Annotated in this window: 14 protein-coding genes; 11 read left to right on the top strand and 3 right to left on the bottom strand. The window is 59.5% G+C overall.

Annotated elements, in window-relative coordinates; translation table 11 throughout:
* Nucleotides 1-44 precede the first annotated feature (44 nt).
* From rapZ to ACI38B_RS00735, 7 genes are all read left to right on the top strand, one after another.
* Nucleotides 45-986 carry an RNase adapter RapZ gene (gene rapZ, locus ACI38B_RS00765; protein WP_439729126.1) on the top strand — a complete coding sequence of 314 codons (942 nt, stop codon included), beginning with the start codon at nucleotides 45-47 and terminating at the stop codon, nucleotides 984-986.
* Between the two features lie 152 nt (nucleotides 987-1,138).
* Nucleotides 1,139-2,161, top strand: coding sequence for a DNA-binding protein WhiA (gene whiA, locus ACI38B_RS00760; protein WP_439729125.1), 1,023 nt, complete (start codon nucleotides 1,139-1,141; stop codon nucleotides 2,159-2,161).
* Nucleotides 2,162-2,335: 174 nt separating this feature from the next.
* Nucleotides 2,336-3,541 carry a phosphoglycerate kinase gene (locus ACI38B_RS00755; RefSeq protein WP_029576710.1) on the top strand — a complete coding sequence of 402 codons (1,206 nt, stop codon included), beginning with the start codon at nucleotides 2,336-2,338 and terminating at the stop codon, nucleotides 3,539-3,541.
* Between the two features lie 128 nt (nucleotides 3,542-3,669).
* The gene (tpiA, locus tag ACI38B_RS00750; protein WP_439729124.1) at nucleotides 3,670-4,476 is read left to right on the top strand and encodes a triose-phosphate isomerase; all 807 of its coding nucleotides are present in this window, start codon (nucleotides 3,670-3,672) and stop codon (nucleotides 4,474-4,476) included.
* Between the two features lie 153 nt (nucleotides 4,477-4,629).
* Nucleotides 4,630-4,881, top strand: coding sequence for a preprotein translocase subunit SecG (gene secG / locus ACI38B_RS00745; RefSeq protein WP_015450598.1), 252 nt, complete (start codon nucleotides 4,630-4,632; stop codon nucleotides 4,879-4,881).
* Between the two features lie 365 nt (nucleotides 4,882-5,246).
* On the top strand, nucleotides 5,247-6,110 hold the full coding sequence (locus ACI38B_RS00740; RefSeq protein WP_439729123.1) for an HAD family hydrolase: 864 nt from the start codon (nucleotides 5,247-5,249) through the stop codon (nucleotides 6,108-6,110).
* Between the two features lie 176 nt (nucleotides 6,111-6,286).
* Nucleotides 6,287-7,825, top strand: a complete 1,539-nt coding sequence (locus ACI38B_RS00735; RefSeq protein WP_439729122.1) for an aminotransferase class I/II-fold pyridoxal phosphate-dependent enzyme — start codon at nucleotides 6,287-6,289, stop codon at nucleotides 7,823-7,825.
* A 604-nt stretch (nucleotides 7,826-8,429) separates the two neighbouring features.
* Here ACI38B_RS00735 and tal read toward each other — a convergent pair.
* Both tal and tkt read right to left on the bottom strand, forming a co-directional pair.
* The gene (gene tal / locus ACI38B_RS00730; RefSeq protein ID WP_015450595.1) at nucleotides 8,430-9,533 is read right to left on the bottom strand and encodes a transaldolase; all 1,104 of its coding nucleotides are present in this window, start codon (nucleotides 9,531-9,533) and stop codon (nucleotides 8,430-8,432) included.
* 115 nt (nucleotides 9,534-9,648) lie between these two features.
* Nucleotides 9,649-11,748, bottom strand: coding sequence for a transketolase (gene tkt, locus ACI38B_RS00725; RefSeq protein WP_015450594.1), 2,100 nt, complete (start codon nucleotides 11,746-11,748; stop codon nucleotides 9,649-9,651).
* 406 nt (nucleotides 11,749-12,154) lie between these two features.
* Here tkt and hrcA point away from each other — a divergent pair, with 406 nt between their 5' ends.
* Both hrcA and dnaJ read left to right on the top strand, forming a co-directional pair.
* Complete coding sequence (hrcA, locus tag ACI38B_RS00720; protein WP_439729121.1) at nucleotides 12,155-13,237, top strand: heat-inducible transcriptional repressor HrcA; 1,083 nt, start codon at nucleotides 12,155-12,157, stop codon at nucleotides 13,235-13,237.
* Between the two features lie 50 nt (nucleotides 13,238-13,287).
* Nucleotides 13,288-14,433: a molecular chaperone DnaJ gene (gene dnaJ, locus ACI38B_RS00715; RefSeq protein ID WP_439729120.1), complete on the top strand. Its 1,146-nt coding sequence runs from the start codon at nucleotides 13,288-13,290 to the stop codon at nucleotides 14,431-14,433.
* 171 nt (nucleotides 14,434-14,604) lie between these two features.
* Here the strand turns inward: dnaJ and ACI38B_RS00710 are convergent, their stop codons facing one another.
* Nucleotides 14,605-15,396 carry a fructosamine kinase family protein gene (locus ACI38B_RS00710; protein WP_033505637.1) on the bottom strand — a complete coding sequence of 264 codons (792 nt, stop codon included), beginning with the start codon at nucleotides 15,394-15,396 and terminating at the stop codon, nucleotides 14,605-14,607.
* Between the two features lie 180 nt (nucleotides 15,397-15,576).
* Here ACI38B_RS00710 and ACI38B_RS00705 point away from each other — a divergent pair, with 180 nt between their 5' ends.
* Both ACI38B_RS00705 and ACI38B_RS00700 read left to right on the top strand, forming a co-directional pair.
* Nucleotides 15,577-16,497: an undecaprenyl-diphosphate phosphatase gene (locus ACI38B_RS00705; protein ID WP_439729119.1), complete on the top strand. Its 921-nt coding sequence runs from the start codon at nucleotides 15,577-15,579 to the stop codon at nucleotides 16,495-16,497.
* Between the two features lie 158 nt (nucleotides 16,498-16,655).
* Nucleotides 16,656-17,207 (top strand): DNA-deoxyinosine glycosylase, encoded by a 552-nt coding sequence (locus ACI38B_RS00700; RefSeq protein ID WP_439729118.1) that lies wholly within the window; start codon nucleotides 16,656-16,658, stop codon nucleotides 17,205-17,207.
* Nucleotides 17,208-17,345: the final 138 nt, after the last annotated feature.

Here is a 17,345-nt window from a genome sequence, read left to right as displayed (position 1 = left end):
CCCGCTGGAAGATGCAATGAGAGAAGCGTTATTGGAGGCACTGAATGGCTGAAACGAGCGAACAAAGCCCTGCGACCGCCGCCACGGGGAATGGCGATCGACCGGATCCCGCCGATTCCTTCGAGGTGCTGCTCATCACCGGCATGAGCGGAGCCGGGCGTACGCATGCCGCGGATGCGCTCGAAGATATGGGATGGTACGTCGTCGACAACATGCCGCCGAAACTCCTGATCCCGCTGGTCGATATGATGACGTCCTCCGGTTCGAAGGTCCACAAGCTCGCAGCCGTGGTGGACGTTCGCTCCCGCAGCTACTTCGACGATCTGTCCGAGGTACTCAGCCATCTGGACGACCTGGGCGTCAAGACGCGCATCCTGTTCCTCGACGCGAGCAACGAAGTGTTGATCAAACGGTACGAGTCCGTCCGCCGCCCGCATCCGCTCCAGCATGGCAACCGGCTGATCGACGGTATTCTCGAAGAACGTACGTTGCTCGCCAATCTCAAGGAACATGCGGATATGGTGATCGACACGTCGTCGCTCAGCATCCATCAGCTGTCCACCAAACTGTATGAAGCTTTGCTCGGGTCCGGCCCCACCACGGTTTCGGTCCATATCTTCAGCTTCGGGTTCAAATATGGCATCCCGATTGACGCCGATTTCGTGGCGGATGTCAGATTCCTGCCCAATCCGTATTGGGTGCCTTCTCTGCGTGAGTTGACCGGTCTTGACAAACCGGTGAGCGACTATGTACTCTCCAGTGACGGCGCCAAGGAGTTCCTCGACGCTTACCAGCGAGCCATCAGCATCGCAATCGAAGGGTATGCGCGCGAGGACAAGCATTATGTCACCATCGCAATCGGTTGCACCGGCGGTCAGCATCGTTCGGTGGCCATGAGCAATGCGCTGGCTGAGCGTCTGCGCGCGCAGGGATTGTCCGTGACGGTGTCCGCGCGCGAGCTGCATCGTCATCTGCACCAGGCCTGACCGCATGGCGAAAAGCCGCAAGCTGAATTTACACGGCTTGTCGTAATCTTGTCCAAGATATTGGATATCACAGTTACACGTTGCCACCTTGCCGGATTATGCCGGCATGTTGCAGAGGCAGTGAAGAGAAACAGGAAGTAGGAGGTTGGCTCTTGGCTCTTCTCGATGATGTCAATAGCGAACTCGCCACGATTAACGATGACCTGCCAGCTGCAATGGTGGCACAGGCTGCAGCCATGTTCCAATTTGGCGGCGGCCTGCGTCAGACCAGCAGCAAACAGGTTGTGTTGTTCGCACAGTTCGATTCGCTGGAAGCGGCGAAATGGTTGCGCAACGCCATTGTCAACCAGTTCCAGCACCAGGCTCAGGAAGTCGCGAAGAGACAGCCGTTGCACGAGCAGAACGGCGCCAAACAGCCGAAATTCGACGCGGTCATCAAGTCTGTCCGTCGTAAGACCCCACAGGGCCAGATCATCCAGCGGTACAACGTCGTCGTCGATCACGGAGCGATGGGACTGGCCGTCTGGTTGGGACTGTACAATCCGCGCATCCATCGCGTGGTCCGCGGCCTGCCGCCTGAGATTGTGAACGGGAAAATCCCGCAGATCAAAGCCGCATGGCGTGGTGCGTTCATGGCACACGGCCGTATCTCGGACATCGGCACGGCAGGTTATCTTGAGGTCATCTGCCCGACCCATGAGGCGGCGTTGGCGCTTCAGGGCGCAGCGCACCGTCTGGGCATCAGCGCGAAAACACGTCAGGTGCGCAGCTCGGAGCGTGTGACCCTTCGAGATCCGGATGCCATCGAGCGGCTGCTCAACCTAATCGGCGCACCCCAGTCCGCAAGGGAATGGACCGGTAAGCGCACCGACGGCGAACCGCGTGGCAAGACGAATCGTCTGGCGAATTTCGATGACGCCAATATGCGCCGCAGCGCGAAAGCCGCGGCCGAAGCGACCGAAAAAGTGCGCAACGCCTTCGAAATTCTCGGTGACGATATTCCGCCGAAACTGCGTGCGGCGGGGCAGCTTCGCCTCGATCACCGTGACGCCAGCCTGGAGGAGCTCGGACGTCTTGCTGATCCCCCCATCAGCAAGGACGCGATCGCAGGCCGCATCCGGCGGTTGCTGCAGAAAGCGGAGAAAGTCCAGAATGCGCGGCAACAGGGGTTGTGAGCCCCTCGTTTCGCGACGCAGTTGCGTTTTCGACTTTTTGACGGCGTCATCCTTCTCGCTGCACGCGAAGGATGACGCCTTTTGTTCTTCGTTGCCTGTATCATCGCAATTGGCGTAGTCACGTCACCATCTTCCCGTATGGCCTGTGTGGCATGCGGTTAGGAAAGGATATTCATGAAGACACTGAAGGATCTTGGAGATCTCAAGGGCAAGCGCGTTCTCGTCCGCGCGGATTTCAACGTTCCGCTGGATGGCACCACGATCACCGATGACGGCCGTATCCGTGCCGCCCTGCCGACCATCAAGGCTTTGCGCGCCGACGGCGCCAAGGTCATCCTCATGGCGCATCTCGGCCGTCCGAAGGGCAAGGTTGTTCCTGAACTGTCTCTCGCGCCAGTCGCCAAGCGTCTTGGCGAGCTGCTGGGCGTCGATGTCCCGCTCGCCGAGGACACTTATGGCCAGGACGCCCATGCCAAGGTCGCAGCGATGAACGACGGTGACGTCGTGCTGCTGCAGAATGTGCGTTTCAACCCTGAAGAGACCAGCAAGGACGAAGCCGAGCGCGACGCCTATGCGAAGAAGATCGCCGAACTTGGCGACGTGTTCGTCTCCGACGGCTTCGGTGTCGTGCACCGTGCCCAGGGCTCCAATTACTCCATCGCCAAGTTCCTGCCTTCCGCGGCCGGCCTGCTGGTCGAGAAGGAAGTCAAGGCGCTATCCCGCGCCACCGAGAACCCGGAGCGCCCGTTGACGGTTGTGCTCGGCGGTTCCAAGGTCTCCGACAAGCTCGGCGTTATCGAGAACCTGCTCGGCAGCGCCAACCGTCTGGTCATCGGCGGCGGCATGGTCTATACCTTCCTCAAGGCCAAGGGCTATGAGGTCGGCACCTCGCTGCTCGAGGAAGATCAGCTCGAAACGGTCAAGGGTTACATCGAGACCGCCGAGAAGACCGGTGTTGAGCTCGTGCTGCCGACTGATATCGTCGTGAACGCCGGCTTCCCGGCTGGCGACACCCCGATCGCTCCGGAGGTCGTGAAGGCCGACGCCATTCCGGCAGACAAGATGGGTCTGGACATCGGTCCGGATTCCCAGAAGCTGTTCCATGACAAGATCGTCGATTCCAAGACGGTTGTGTGGAACGGCCCGATGGGCGTCTTTGAGGTCGCTCAGTTCGCCGAGGGCACTCGCGCCGTGGCGCAGGGTCTGGTCGATGCGACCAAGGCCGGTGCGTTCACCATCGTCGGCGGCGGCGATTCCGCTTCCGCTGTGCGCAACCTCGGCTTCCCGGAGGACGGCTTCTCCCACATCTCCACCGGTGGCGGCGCTTCCCTTGAGTTCCTCGAGGGCAAGGAGCTTCCGGGCCTGAAGGTGCTCGAGTAATTCGCCGGTACGGCGAACCGTGTGCGGGCATGTCGTGACCGGCGTGCCCGCACACGTATTTCCCCGGTGTCGCCCACGTATCGTCATCGGAATGCGGCGTCGGGGTTGTTGACAAGGATGGAGAAGGTATGGCGGTGAATCGGATTCCACTGGTCGCGGGGAACTGGAAGATGAACTTCAATCATCTCGAGGCGACCTATTTCGTCCAGAAATTCGCATGGCTGCTGCGGGACGCGCATGTGGACCCACGCACGTGCGAGGTCGCGTTGATGCCGTCGTTCACATCGATTCGCAGCGTCCAGGTGCTGGTCGAAGCCGACGACCTGCCCATCAAATACGGTGCGCAATCCGTGTCCGTGACTTCGCAAGGGGCGTTTACCGGTGACGTTTCCGCCGATATGTTGGCGGCACTGGGGTGCTCGTATGTGATTGTCGGCCATTCGGAACGTCGCAAATACCATCCGGAAGATGACGCGAATATCGTCGATCAGGTCCGCGCCGTGCTCGCAGCCGGCATGCGACCCATCCTGTGCGTGGGCGAAAGCTACGAGGAACGCAAACAGGGCATCGAGCTTGATTTCGCCGTCGGCCAAGTGCGGGACGTGACCCGTGACCTGTCGGTGGAAGAAGCCACGAAACTGTTGATTGCATACGAGCCGGTATGGGCAATTGGCACCGGCATGGTGGCGACTCCGCAGTCAGCCCAGGACGCAGCCAAGGCCATTCGTGACGATATCCGCGAGACCTTCGGCGATGAGACTGCCGCGAGCCTGCGTATTCTATATGGCGGGTCGGTGACCTCGAAGAACGCGTCCCAATTGATTGCCCAGCCCGATGTCGATGGTTTCCTGGTAGGCGGCGCGTCTCTGCACGCGGAGGAACTTGCCAAGATCGTACGGCTTGTGGCGAAATCCGGGGCTTCTGGGCGCAAGTAGCATGGGGCCGCATTCGGCGGGAATTGGTTTGGCGCAGAATATCCTTGCCGTTTGTCAGGATGCCTTTCCTTTTCGGGGTTAGCATGCCAAAATCCCGTGGTTGCGCTATGCTTAGACAAGTTACACACAATGGAGGTTCAACTCGTGTCAGGTTTGGCTGTTCTCAAGCTGGTTATCCAGATTCTGGTCGTTGTACTCAGCTTCCTGTTGACGCTGCTCATTCTTATGCATAAGGGCAAGGGCGGCGGCCTTTCCGACATGTTCGGCGGCGGTCTCACCCAGAACGCGGGCTCTTCAGGCGTCGCCGAGAAGAACCTGAACCGTTGGACGGTGATTATCGCGGTGCTTTGGGTCGCTCTGATCATCACCCTCGATTTGTTCACCAAATTCAATATCGGCGGCTGAATCGTTGTGGGATTCCGGCACAAAGACGACACACTTGTTGTCTCGCCGGTTCCTTCGCTATCGTCACGGCAATTCAGCGCGATAGATATCAGCTGATATCAGCACGGCATCGTCATGAAACCGCCCTGTTCCCCATGCGGAGACAGGGCGGATTTTGTATCCGTTGGACTATCCAATCGGACTGTCCCAATGCGGCGGGATCTCGCTGCTCACTGCGACGGCAATCGCGCCGTCGGGAAACCGAATATCGGTGTGCTGGGGGAGAGGAAGCAACAATGATTGAGACGGCATCATCATCCGGATTGGGAAGGGATACTACCTGTGACCGTCCTGAATACGAGGACAGACATGAATATGGAGAAACCATGAACCACGCTGACAGCCGGGATTGTTCCGCCGATACACCCGTGCGTTTGGTCGTCGCCGATCTCGACGGAACGTTGATGCACGATGCCCCGACCTTCGAGGAACGGTATCTCACCAAGCATTCCATCGACGCCGTGTGGCGGATGCATGACGCCGGCATCCGATTCGCCGTGGCGACGGCGCGTCCGGTGAGCACTGGATACGATGTCGTCGACAAACTGCCCGTCGACGCGTGCATCTACCTCAACGGTGCACTGATCGACACCAATCCATCGGTGTCCGACGTTGACATGCTCACCAGCGGTGTACTGCCCGATGATGGGCATCTGATGAAAATCGGGTTCTCATCCCGACGCGCATGTGAGGTGTGCAGGTATCTTGTCCATGAATTGCCGGGGTTGAAGATCGGCATCGTCATGGACGACGTCCGGTATACGAATTTCGATGTCAGCGTCTACTGGAAAACGCAGACCTTCGTCATCACGGATTTCACGGATGTACCCGATGGCGTGGCCGACAAGATCATCATCTTTCCCGATCCGCACCAGTGGTCGGTGTTGGGTGGGCTTGTCCCGGACGATTTTTCGGTGAGCATCTCCGAAGGGTCGATGTGGATGCTGATGAACCCGCAGGCGAACAAGGAACGGTCGCTGGAACGTATTTGCGCATCGATGAACATCCTGCTGTCGCAGACCGTCGCGTTCGGCGACGATCTGATTGACATCGCGATGATGCGACGCTCGGGAACCGGTGTGGCGGTGTCGAACGCGAATCCCAAAGTGTTGGCCATCGCGGACGACATCTGTCCGTCGAATAATGACGACGGTGTGGCCCAATGGATTGAACAACACTGGGGGATGTGAACATCCTCCGGTGGCATGAACATCCCAAATGGCGATGGCGATGGCGATGCCACCGGAATCAAATTGAACTTCCCATAACCTCGTATGGTTCAATTTCAGACTTGCCGGTTCATTGTTTCCCGGAGTTGTGCTATAGTTCCTGATGAGATTGAACATACGTTGAACTCTGGAGTGTTATGGCAGAAGGATTGTTCGCACAACGGCTCACCCAGGCGATGAACCAACGCCACCTCAAGCAGATAGACATCGTCAGGCGTGCACCCGAATTCGGCGTGCATCTCGGGAAAAGCCATGTCAGCCAGTATGTGAGCGGAAAAACCGTCCCGCGTACCGAAACTGTCAACGCCTTGGCTGATATGCTCGGCGTGAGTGCCTCGTGGCTTATGGGGGACAGCGACGAGATGGCCCGCAGGGAGCCGGATGCTTCCACATCCCCGGAATCCGGCGAGAGCTCGCCTGAGCATCCCGACGTCAAGGCTGCATCAACGAAAGGAACTACCATGCGGCATTTCGGCAAGTCATCGAAGCTTGATAACGTGCTCTATGATGTCAGAGGACCTGTCGTCGACGAAGCGGCGCGAATGGAAGCCTCCGGAACCCATGTCCTCAAGCTCAATATCGGCAATCCGGCGCCGTTCGGCTTCCGCACGCCTGATGAAGTCGTATACGACATGGCACAGCAGCTGACTGATTGCGAGGGCTATTCCGATTCGAAAGGCCTGTTCTCCGCCCGCAAGGCGATTATGCAATACGCGCAGCTCAAGAACATCCCGAATGTCAGCATCGACGGGATTTATACGGGCAACGGCGTGAGCGAACTGATCAATCTGAGCATGTCGGCGTTGCTTGACAACGGTGACGAGGTGCTGGTGCCTTCGCCTGATTATCCCTTGTGGACGGCGTGCGTCACGCTGGCGGGCGGTACAGCCGTGCATTACGTGTGCGACGAGCAGTCGGAATGGTATCCCGATATCGAGGATATGCGGCGCAAAATCACCGACCGCACCAAGGCGATTGTCATCATCAACCCGAACAATCCGACCGGCGCGTTGTACCCGCCGGAAGTGCTGCAGCAGATCGTTGAACTCGCCCGTGAGCATCAGCTCATGATTTTCTCCGACGAAATCTACGACCGCTTGGTGATGGACGGTCTCAAGCATGTCTCCATCGCGTCCATGGCGCCCGACCTGTTCTGCGTCACCTTCTCAGGACTGTCGAAATCCCACATGATCGCCGGATACCGCGTCGGCTGGATGGTACTCAGCGGCAACAAGGAGATTGCGAAGGACTATATCGAGGGATTGAACATGCTGACGAACATGCGCATCTGCTCGAACGTCCCAGCGCAATCCATCATCCAGACCGCGCTCGGCGGCCATCAAAGCGTCAACGACTATATCGTTCCGGGCGGCAGGATCTACGAGCAGCGCGAATACATCTATGAGGCATTGAACTCGATTCCGGGCGTGTCGGCGGTCAAGCCGAAAGCCGCGTTCTACATCTTCCCGAAGCTGGATGTCAAACGGTTCGGCATCAAGGACGACGAGAAGTTCGCGCTGGATCTATTGCGCGAACAGAAGCTCCTCATCGTGCAGGGCAGTGGGTTCAATTGGCAGCAGCCCGATCACTTCCGTGTGGTCTACCTGCCGAGAATCGAAGTGCTCAAGGACGCCACCACCAAGCTTCGCAATTTCCTGGCCACTTATCATCAATAATCAGCCGAGAGCGAAACTGCGGTTCCTGCTGCGGCGGGAACCGTATGGCCGTATGCGATGGCGGCATGCACGCGCTGTCATCGCATACGAGCAGTGCCGTTTGGCATACATGATGCGTAGTCCATTGGTGATGCTCCACAAACTGTCTACACTGAGAGCGCCTTTTCGTCACTAGTTTGTGATGAGGGTACAAACTGGTGACGCTGGGACGGCCCTTTCCATTGCCAGTTTGTGTGGCACTACAAACTAGCGGCGCTGACGTCGTGGTATCCGTAGCTGTTTTGTGCAGTGGCGGACGGTTCCCGCTCTGGTTCTACATGTATCCGCTGCTTCTTTCTGCTTCTACCGACGCTGAGACCACTGTCAGCGTCGGTAGAAGCAGATAGGTCAGGTGTGCAGTGACAACGATGTCACAATGGGCGTCATCAGCAAACAGAGGATTACCGACCTGCAAGTCCCGCATTGTACCGCGTCTCACCGAGCCTGCACGTGTCGGTATCAGTTTCCGTCCAAAACGCAACTGGCCCCGCCTCCCAAAGCGGGGAAGCGGGGCCAGTTGCGTTATCGTCCTACTGATGAGTTACATCAGCGTGGATTCACGATCTCAGCCGTTGACACGGTCGATGCCGGACTGGACGTCAGCCAGCACGGAATCCCAAGAGGCGATGAACTTGGCGACACCGTCAGCCTCGAGCTGGTCGGTGACATCCTTGATGTTGATGCCGAGAGCAGCGAGCTTGTCCATGATGGCCTGGGACTCCTCATAGGTGCCCTTGATGGACGGAGCGCCGTTGCCGTGATCGGCGAGAGCGTTCAGGGTCTTCTCCGGCATGGTGTTGACCACGTGCGGGGCGACGAGCTCGTCGACATACTTGCAATCAGAGTACGCGGCGTTCTTGGTACCGGTGGAAGCCCACAGCGGACGCTGCTTCTTGGCACCCTTGGCCTCGAGAGCGGCCCAGCGAGGATCGTTCGCGAACTTATCCTCGAAGAGCTTGTAAGCCAGGCGAGCGTTGGCGACAGCGGCCTTGCCTTCAAGGGCCTTGGCCTCGTCGGAGCCGTTGGCTTCGAGCAGCTTGTCGACAGCGGTGTCCACGCGGGACACGAAGAAGGAAGCGACGGAGCCGATGTGCTTGAGGTCGTGGCCGTTGGCGTCAGCCTGGGCGATGCCCTCGATGAAGGCGTCGATGACCTGCTCATAGCGCTCGATGGAGAAGATCAGCGTCACGTTGACGGAGATGCCCTTGGCGAGCGTGGCGGTGATGGCCGGAAGGCCCTCGAGGGTCGCCGGGATCTTGATCATAGCGTTCGGGCGGTTGACCTTCTCCCACAGTTCCACAGCCTGCTTCTCGGTGGCTTCGGTCTCATGAGCAAGACGCGGGTCCACTTCGATGGAGACGCGGCCGTCGACGAAGTCCGTGGCCTCAGCGATATCACGGAAGATATCGGTCGCGTTGCGCACGTCGGTGGTGGTCAGCTCGCGCACGGCGGTCTCAACGTCGACCTTGCCGAGCTCCTTGAGCTGTGCATCGTACGGGCCGACCTGGGAGAGGGCCTTCTGGAAGATGGACGGGTTGGTGGTCACGCCAACGACGTTCTTGTTCTTGATGAGGTCCTGCAGGGAGCCGGACTCGATGCGGGTGCGGGACAGGTCGTCCAGCCAAATGGAAACACCGTTGTCGCTGGTGCGCTGAGTTGCTTCAGTCATGTTGTGTTACTCCTTGATATTCCTAAATGGGAACACATTTATTCTATATGGGAGGGTACCTTGAGGTTTCCTTTACGCGAAGTCAAGGTACCCTCCCGTGGTGAAATGAACGGAATCAGGCGTTCACTTCGGCGATGGAAGCCTTGGCAGCCTCCACGACGTGCTCGGCGGTGATACCCAGATCGATCATGTTCTGGGCGCCGTCACCCTGCAGGCCGAACTGCTCGATGGAGATGGCCTTGCCGTAAGCACCGAGGTACTTGTACCACGGCATGGCAACGCCGGCCTCGATGGAGACGCGGGCCTTGACACCGGCCGGGAGGATCTCCTCCTTGTACTCGTCGTCCTGCTCCTCGAACCATTCCATGGACGGGAAGGACACGACGCGGGCCTTGATGCCTTCAGCGGCGAGGGTCTTGGCGGCGGCCACGGCCCACTGGACCTCGGAACCGGAAGCCATGACGATCACGTCCGGGGTGCCCTCGGTGTCGACGAGCACGTAAGCGCCCTTGCGGACACCGTCCTTCGCCTTGTCCTTGGTCTCGGCGAGCGTCGGCACACCCTGACGGGTGAGGATCATCGCGGTCGGCAGGGTATTCTTCTTCTCGAAGAAGTAGCGGTAGGCCTCAGCGGTCTCATACGCGTCGGCAGGACGCACAACCTCGAGCTGCGGCATGGCGCGGAAAGCGGCCAGATGCTCGATCGGCTGGTGGGTCGGGCCGTCCTCGCCGAGGGCGACGGAATCATGGGTCCACACGTACAGGTTCGGAATCTCCATGAGTGCGGCCAGACGCACGGCCGGGCGCTCATAGTCGGAGAACTGGAAGAACGTGCCGTTGAACGGACGGGTATCTGAGCCGAGCAGGATGCCGTTGGTGATGGCGCCCATAGCGAACTCGCGCACGCCGAAGTGCAGCTGGCGGCCGTACTCGGACTGCTCAGGCCAGGTGCGGGTCTCGTCGGAGGACGGGCCGAAGGACTTGGCGCCGTTGATGTTGGTGTTGTTGGAGCCACCGAGATCGGCGGAACCGCCCCACAGCTCAGGCATGACCTCAGCGATGGCGTTGAGGACCTGGCCGGAGGACTTACGGGTGGCGACACCCTTGCCGACTTCCTGGGCGGCTTCGAAGGCGTCGATGGCCTCGTCGAAGCCTTCAGGCAGCTTGTGCGCCTTGATGCGCTCATACAGGGCGGCCTTGTCCGGGTTGGCCTTCTGCCAGGCGGCGAACTTCTCGTCCCACTCCTTGTGAGCCTCGAGACCGCGCTCGGCGACCTTGCGGGCATGGGCGAGGGCTTCCTCGTCGATCGGGAAGTCGACGTCCGGGTCGAAGCCGAGTTCCTTCTTCAGGCCGGCGACGGCCTCAGCACCGAGCTTGGAGCCGTGGGAAGCCTCGTTGTTGGTCTTGCCCGGGGTCGGCCATGCAATGAGAGTGTCGACCTTGATGAAGTGCGGACGGTCGGTGACGGTCTCGGCCTTGTCGATGGCCGCGGCGAGAGCCTCGACGTCCTCCTTGTAGGAGCCGTCAGGCTGGATGAAGGACACTTCGTCGGTGTACCAGCCATAGGCCTCGTAACGCTTGAGGATGTCCTCAGAGAAGGTGAGCTTGGTGTCGCCTTCGATCTGGATGTGGTTCGCATCGAAGATCACGAAGAGGTTGCCGAGCTTCTGGTTGCCCGCGAGCGAGCCGGCTTCGGAGGAAACGCCCTCCTCGACGTCACCTTCACCGCAGATGACCCACACCTTGTGATCGAACGGAGAGGTGCCCTCGGCGGCATCCGGGTCGAGCAGGCCGCGCTCGAAGCGCTGGCCGTATGCGAAACCGACGGCGGAAGCGAGACCCTGGCCGAGCGGGCCGGTGGTCATTTCGATGCCCGGGGTCAGGCCGTACTCAGGATGGCCCGGGGTACGGGTGTCGGCGCCGCCGCGGAAGTACTTAAGGTCGTCCAGCGTCAGGCCGTAGCCGGAGAAGAACAGCTGCACGTACTGCGTGAGCGAAGCATGGCCACCGGAGAGGATGAAGCGATCACGTCCGGCCCACTTGGGATCGTTCGGATCGTGCTTGATGTAGTGCTGATACAGCGTGTAGGCAATCGGAGCCAGGGACACAGGGGAGCCGGGGTGGCCGTGTCCAGCACGCTCGACGGCGTCGGCGGAGAGGACCTTCGCCATCTTGACGGCGCGCTCGTCCAATTCAGACCAGGTGAAATCGGTCATAGGTGATCTACTTTCCTTCCAATACTTCGGGTGGCCGCGCATTCGGCTTGTGCCGCGCCACGGACGCCCTCACATTGCCCTTCCATGCTAACTATTGCATCAGACTTCGGGGTGCGCTTTTGGCGTGTTATGGCACATTCGTGTGCTCTTGTTGGCGCAAACGAACATGTCGTTTGTGCGGATTTCCCTGTCGATGAACCGATTAGCACTCTTGACTCGGGAGTGCTAAGACAATATATATCGACTTCTCATCAGAAATCATGCCTGTGTCGTATGCACCGATACATAAGACGTGCACCTGCCCGCGCATCCGGGAGACCGGCATGGCCCCGACAGAAGCATTTTCACTGAACGTGAAGCGCGAGAACGACAAAGAACATAGAACGCAGAACAAGGAGGCGCGCATATGACGCAATCGAGACGCATGCTGGTCCTGCGCGCCGTGGTGGAGGACTACATCCGTTCACAGGAGCCGGTCGGCTCGACATCGCTGACACGGAACCACCATCTCGGTGTGAGCTCGGCGACCGTGCGCAACGATATGGCAGCACTGGAAGACGAAGGCTATTTGGTCCAGCCCCACACATCCGCCGGCCGAGTGCCGACCGAAAAAGGATACCGATACTTTGTCGACCGTCTTGCGACCGTCGTTCCCCTGTCACCGGCGCAACGCAGGGCGATTGGCAACTTCCTCGGCGGCTCCGTCAGCCTTGAGGACACCTTGCAGCGCGCCGCCCGATTGCTTGCTCGCATCACCGGGCAGGTGGCGGTCGTCGCCTCCCCGGCGTTGTCGAAATCCACGCTCAGGCACGTCGAAATCGTCCCTGTATCCATGAACAAACTGCTTGCGGTCATCATCACCGATACCGGAAGAGTCGCCCAGCATACTTTGGAAGTACACCCGTTGCCTTCAACAGAATTGCTGGCGACCTTCTCGGAGAAGGTCAACGCGCGCTGCGTCGGACAATCCCTGACCTTGGCGGCGAAAACCATCGTCGCCCTTGGCAAAACCGTTGAACACGGCGAACTGTCTGCACTGGCACAGTCACTGTCCCGCGCACTGACCAGCATGGCGGAAGACGAACAGGCCACCGACATGTATATGGCAGGTACATCGAAACTCGCCCACCAGCATTCCGGAACGGAGATGGCCCCACTGCTCGACGCACTCGAGGAGCAGGTCGTCATCATGAGACTCATGAATTCACTGAGCGAGGAAGTCACGGAAAACGGCGTGGGCGTCGCCATCGGATCGGAAACGCACACCCCCGAACTCATGCACGCCTCCGTCGTCACCAGCGGATACGGGCATATCAACGCGACCGTCTCCGACGGCTCGGCATGCGCGCAAGCCGGCAAGCCTGTCGCATTCGTCGGGTCAATCGGCCCCACGCATATGGATTACGTCACGACCATGGCCGCGGTCCGGGCGGTCGCCAGATACCTCACGGGGATCATCGGCGAAGACGCGACAGACGCAGACAGCTGACATAGGGCTGTGACACAATACTTGCAGAAACCAACCAAAGGAAATAAGCAGTGGCAGACTACTACGAGGTCCTGGGCGTGGAACGCACGGCCAGCGAAGAGGAAATCAAAAAGGCCTATCGCAAGATGAGCCGCAAGTACCATCCTGATATCGCCGGCCCGGAATTCGAGGACAAATTCAAGGAGGTCAACAGCGCTTACGAAGTGCTGTCCAACCCTGACAAACGCCGGATGTACGACCAGGGCGTCGACCCGAATGACCCGTCAAGCGGTTTCGGGTCCGGGGCGGCCGGTTTCGATATGGGCGATGTCGGCGACATCTTCGGACAATTCTTCGGCGGCGCTTTCGGTGGCGGCGCTTCGCAAGGCCCCACCCCACGCACCCAGCCGGGAAGAGATGCGCTCGCCAGAACGTCCATCGATTTGAAGACCGCGGTGTTCGGTGGTGTCGCCCATGTGAAGATCAACACCTTCGGCCTGTGCCAGGAATGCGGTGGGTCGGGCGCTACAGAAGGTTCCCAGCCAGTGACATGTCCCGACTGCCACGGACAGGGGTACCGGCAGAAAGTCGTGCGTACGATGCTCGGCCAGATGATGACCTCAGCTCCTTGCGAACGCTGCGAAGGGCACGGAACCATCATCGAGCATCCCTGCCCGGCGTGCATGGGGCATGGCCGTGTGCGGACCACCCGTGACGTGGGCGTCACCGTTCCGGCGGGCGTCCATGATGACACCAGGCTGCGTCTGCCGCATCAGGGAGAAGTCGGCGAAGGCGGCGGTGCCGCAGGCGACCTTTATGTCGACATTCGGGTCAAGCCTGACAAGCAATTCACCCGTGACGGCGACGACCTGCACTGCTGGGTGCAGATTCCGATGAGCTGGGCAGTGCTTGGCCATGGGCTCGATATCGACACTTTCGACGGTTCGCAGCATCTCGACATTCCCGAAGGCTGCCAACCGGAACAAACCGTGACCTTGAAGGGTCTTGGGGCGACCAAGCTCGGTGAGGCGAACCGCGGCGACCTGATCATCCATGTCAATGTGGTTATTCCGACCAAGCTCAAGGACGATGAACGCCAACTGATTGAGCAGTTCGGCGAACGACACGACGGGGACAAACCGAAGGTCGAGCAAAGCTGCAAGCCGTTGAGCGCGAAGAAGGGCTTCTTCAGCAAGCTGAAAGACGCTTTGGGCTGATCAGCCATCACATACCGGATGTGGTGACGATTCGGTGATTCAATGATTTAATGATGGTGCCCGTTCGCCGTTGAGGGGATTTTCAGGAATCCCATTTACGGCAAACGGGCACATTCGGTTGTGCACTGGCAAGGAGCTCAGTGCGCAGTTCATTGTTATTTCAACAATGGGTTATTTCAACAATGAGTGGCACATCGAGCGGTATTCGCTGACATACCCGCCGCCGAAGAACACGCAGTGGCCGGCGATGGGGTAGAGCTGCCAGATGGTGATGCGGTCCTGCCACCCCGCCTTGAGTGGATGCACACGCTGATATCCGTCGAGGATCTCGTGCAGATACGACATGCCGAACAGGTTCAACATCGCGAGATCCTCCTCCCGGTGTCCGCCATGGGCGGCCGGGTCGATGAGCACGGCCTCCACATCGCCGCTGTCCCGGGTCCACATGACGTTGCCGCTCCACAGATCCCCGTGCACGCGTGCCGGCGTGTCGTCCGCTGCACGTCCCAGCAAATCCGGTAGGCGGTCGATGACCTCATTGGTCAATGCCAGATCGTCGTCGGTAAGCTCGCCGCGCTGGATGCCCAGTTGCACCATCGGCCTCAGCCTGCCGTCCGCCAGATAACTCACCGGATCATCCCAGTCGCCGGTGTCCATTGGAACCGGGTCCTGTAGCGGGCCGAAATAGCACGTTCCCGTGTATCCGTCCGGAGCCGACCCGAAATGCGCTGCGCCGGCGTCATGCATATGGGCGAGCGCGGCGCCGAAATCGTATGCGGCTTTCGGCGTGGGCGAGCAGCCTTCGACACGCTCGATATCCAGCCAGTTGTCACCCCATCCGTAGACGTCGACTACGCGCGGTCCGCCCTGGGCTTGGGCTTGACCCAACCATTGCAACCCGCGGCCCTCGCATTCGAAGAACCCGGCGGGAGCGAACATCCTGCTCTTGCGGTATTTCGCCATATGAACAACCTCCTGATCGGTTGATTCCAGTGTATGCCTTCCCGGTTGTGTGTGCTCTTTGCGACAAAGCTGAACCGTGTTGCGGAAATATGCGGACGACCGGATAAAGTAGTCACGTCATCTGCTGTAAGCAATACTGACAAACAGATAGACAATCGATTCGACACGATAAGAGGGATCATGAATTTCTTCCAAGCGATTATTCTCGGCTTGGTGCAGGCGCTTACCGAATATCTTCCGGTATCGTCGAGCGCACATATTCGTATTATCGGCGAGCTGATGCTCCACACCGATCCTGGGGCGGCGTTCACCGCGATTATTCAGCTGGGTACTGAACTTGCGGTGTTGTTGTATTTCCGTCGTGATATCGCGCGTATTCTGTCACACTGGTTCCGTTGCCTGTTCACCCGTCCGGTCACGGGGGACTGGAAGGAGCGATTCGGCACGCGGGATAGGGACGCGGCCGAAGGTTGGTACATCATCATCGGCACCATTCCGATTGTCGTGGCCGGTGTGCTGTTCCAGGACGCAATTGAGACCACATTGCGCAACCTGTGGATTACGGTGACGGTGCTGATCATCTTCGGCGTCCTGCTGTGGGTGATTGATGCGAAAGCACCGCAGAAGAAGACGATTCGCGAGATGAACTGGAAAGAGGCGCTGATTTTCGGCATCGGACAGATGCTCGCTTTGATTCCTGGCGTGTCGCGTTCCGGCGGAACCATCACTTTCGGCCGTGCGATGGGATACACCCGTGAAGCCGCAGTGCGGGTGAGCTTCCTGATGGCGATTCCGGCGGTCTTCGGTGCAGGCATTCTGGAAACCGTGAAATCGGTGGGTTCGGCCGCTGCTGATCCGACCTTCCCAGGTTGGGGTGCGACTATCGCGGCGACTGTCGTCAGCTTCGTGGTCGGTTATGTTGTGATCATCGGCTTCCTGAAGTTCGTTTCGACGTTCTCGTACCGCGCGTTCGCCATCTACCGCATCGTGATTGCCGTTATCGTTGCGATTCTGCTGATTGCCGGCGCATTGCAGCCGATGGAGCAGACGACCAAGACGGCTGCGATCGAGATGGTCAACACCGTGTCGGCGATGTTCTGACCCACGGGAGGCCGTGCGTAGCCGCCACGTCCGTAGCGGGCGGCGAGGGGCGCCATGCGTGTGGTTCCGCGGATTCGCGGATTCACACGTGTGGCGCCCTTCACATATTCGAAGAGCGCTGTCTGCCATGAGCAGGCCTGTGGGTATCATGCCCTTCCATGATGCAACATGTGGTTCACGGATTCGGCCCTGTATGGGACGAGGCTTCGCAAGTGCTTGTGCTGGGCAGCATGCCGAGCCCGAAATCAAGGGAGCGGGGCTTTTACTATATGCATCCCAGAAACCGGTTCTGGCCTGTTATGGCGGCGGTGTTCGGCGGCGATCCCGGGCATGAGCCGTCCACGCGTGCGGCGTTCGCGTTGAGCCATCATGTCGCATTGTGGGACGTGCTTGCCTCCTGTGATATTTCGGGGGCGAGCGACGGCAGCATCCGCAATCCTGAGCCCAATGACATCGGCATGATATTGCGTGGCGCGCCGATACGGCTGGTGATGACCACTGGAAGCAAGGCTGGACAGCTGTACGTCAGACTTGTCGAACCCGGACTCAAACGGCTCGGTATCGATGTGGAGATGATGACGGTCGCGTCCACGAGTCCGGCAAACGCGGCCAAGTCGCTGGATGATCTGGTGTCGATTTACCGAGCGGCCTTCGCCCGTGCAGGGGTGCTTGGGGCGAAACCCGATAATGGCGGTGCACGCGGCAACTGACTTGCTCCCGGCGGGGAAGCGGGGCCAGGGAGGGGAAACCGACAGTGAAAAACAAAAACCCGGGTTTGACACCCGGGATAGTGGAGCGGACAACGGGACTCGAACCCGCGCTCTCGACCTTGGCAAGGTCGCGCTTTA

Origin of the sequence: Bifidobacterium sp. (assembly GCF_051876855.1) — a bacterium.
Taxonomy (GTDB): Bacteria; Actinomycetota; Actinomycetes; order Actinomycetales; family Bifidobacteriaceae; genus Bifidobacterium.
The sequence above is the reverse complement of the archived record's forward strand: the minus strand, read 5'-3'. Positions and strand labels throughout refer to the sequence as shown.

Excerpts from the sequence above, each read along its gene's own strand:
- rapZ (WP_439729126.1), top strand. The coding sequence starts at position 45 with ATGGCTGAAACGAGCGAACAAAGCCCTGCGACCGCCGCCACGGGGAAT.
- ACI38B_RS00755 (WP_029576710.1), top strand. The coding sequence starts at position 2,336 with ATGAAGACACTGAAGGATCTTGGAGATCTCAAGGGCAAGCGCGTTCTC.
- tpiA (WP_439729124.1), top strand. The coding sequence starts at position 3,670 with ATGGCGGTGAATCGGATTCCACTGGTCGCGGGGAACTGGAAGATGAAC.
- ACI38B_RS00740 (WP_439729123.1), top strand. The coding sequence starts at position 5,247 with ATGAACCACGCTGACAGCCGGGATTGTTCCGCCGATACACCCGTGCGT.
- ACI38B_RS00735 (WP_439729122.1), top strand. The coding sequence starts at position 6,287 with ATGGCAGAAGGATTGTTCGCACAACGGCTCACCCAGGCGATGAACCAA.
- tal (WP_015450595.1), bottom strand. The coding sequence starts at position 9,533 with ATGACTGAAGCAACTCAGCGCACCAGCGACAACGGTGTTTCCATTTGG.
- tkt (WP_015450594.1), bottom strand. The coding sequence starts at position 11,748 with ATGACCGATTTCACCTGGTCTGAATTGGACGAGCGCGCCGTCAAGATG.
- hrcA (WP_439729121.1), top strand. The coding sequence starts at position 12,155 with ATGACGCAATCGAGACGCATGCTGGTCCTGCGCGCCGTGGTGGAGGAC.
- ACI38B_RS00710 (WP_033505637.1), bottom strand. The coding sequence starts at position 15,396 with ATGGCGAAATACCGCAAGAGCAGGATGTTCGCTCCCGCCGGGTTCTTC.
- ACI38B_RS00705 (WP_439729119.1), top strand. The coding sequence starts at position 15,577 with ATGAATTTCTTCCAAGCGATTATTCTCGGCTTGGTGCAGGCGCTTACC.
- ACI38B_RS00700 (WP_439729118.1), top strand. The coding sequence starts at position 16,656 with ATGATGCAACATGTGGTTCACGGATTCGGCCCTGTATGGGACGAGGCT.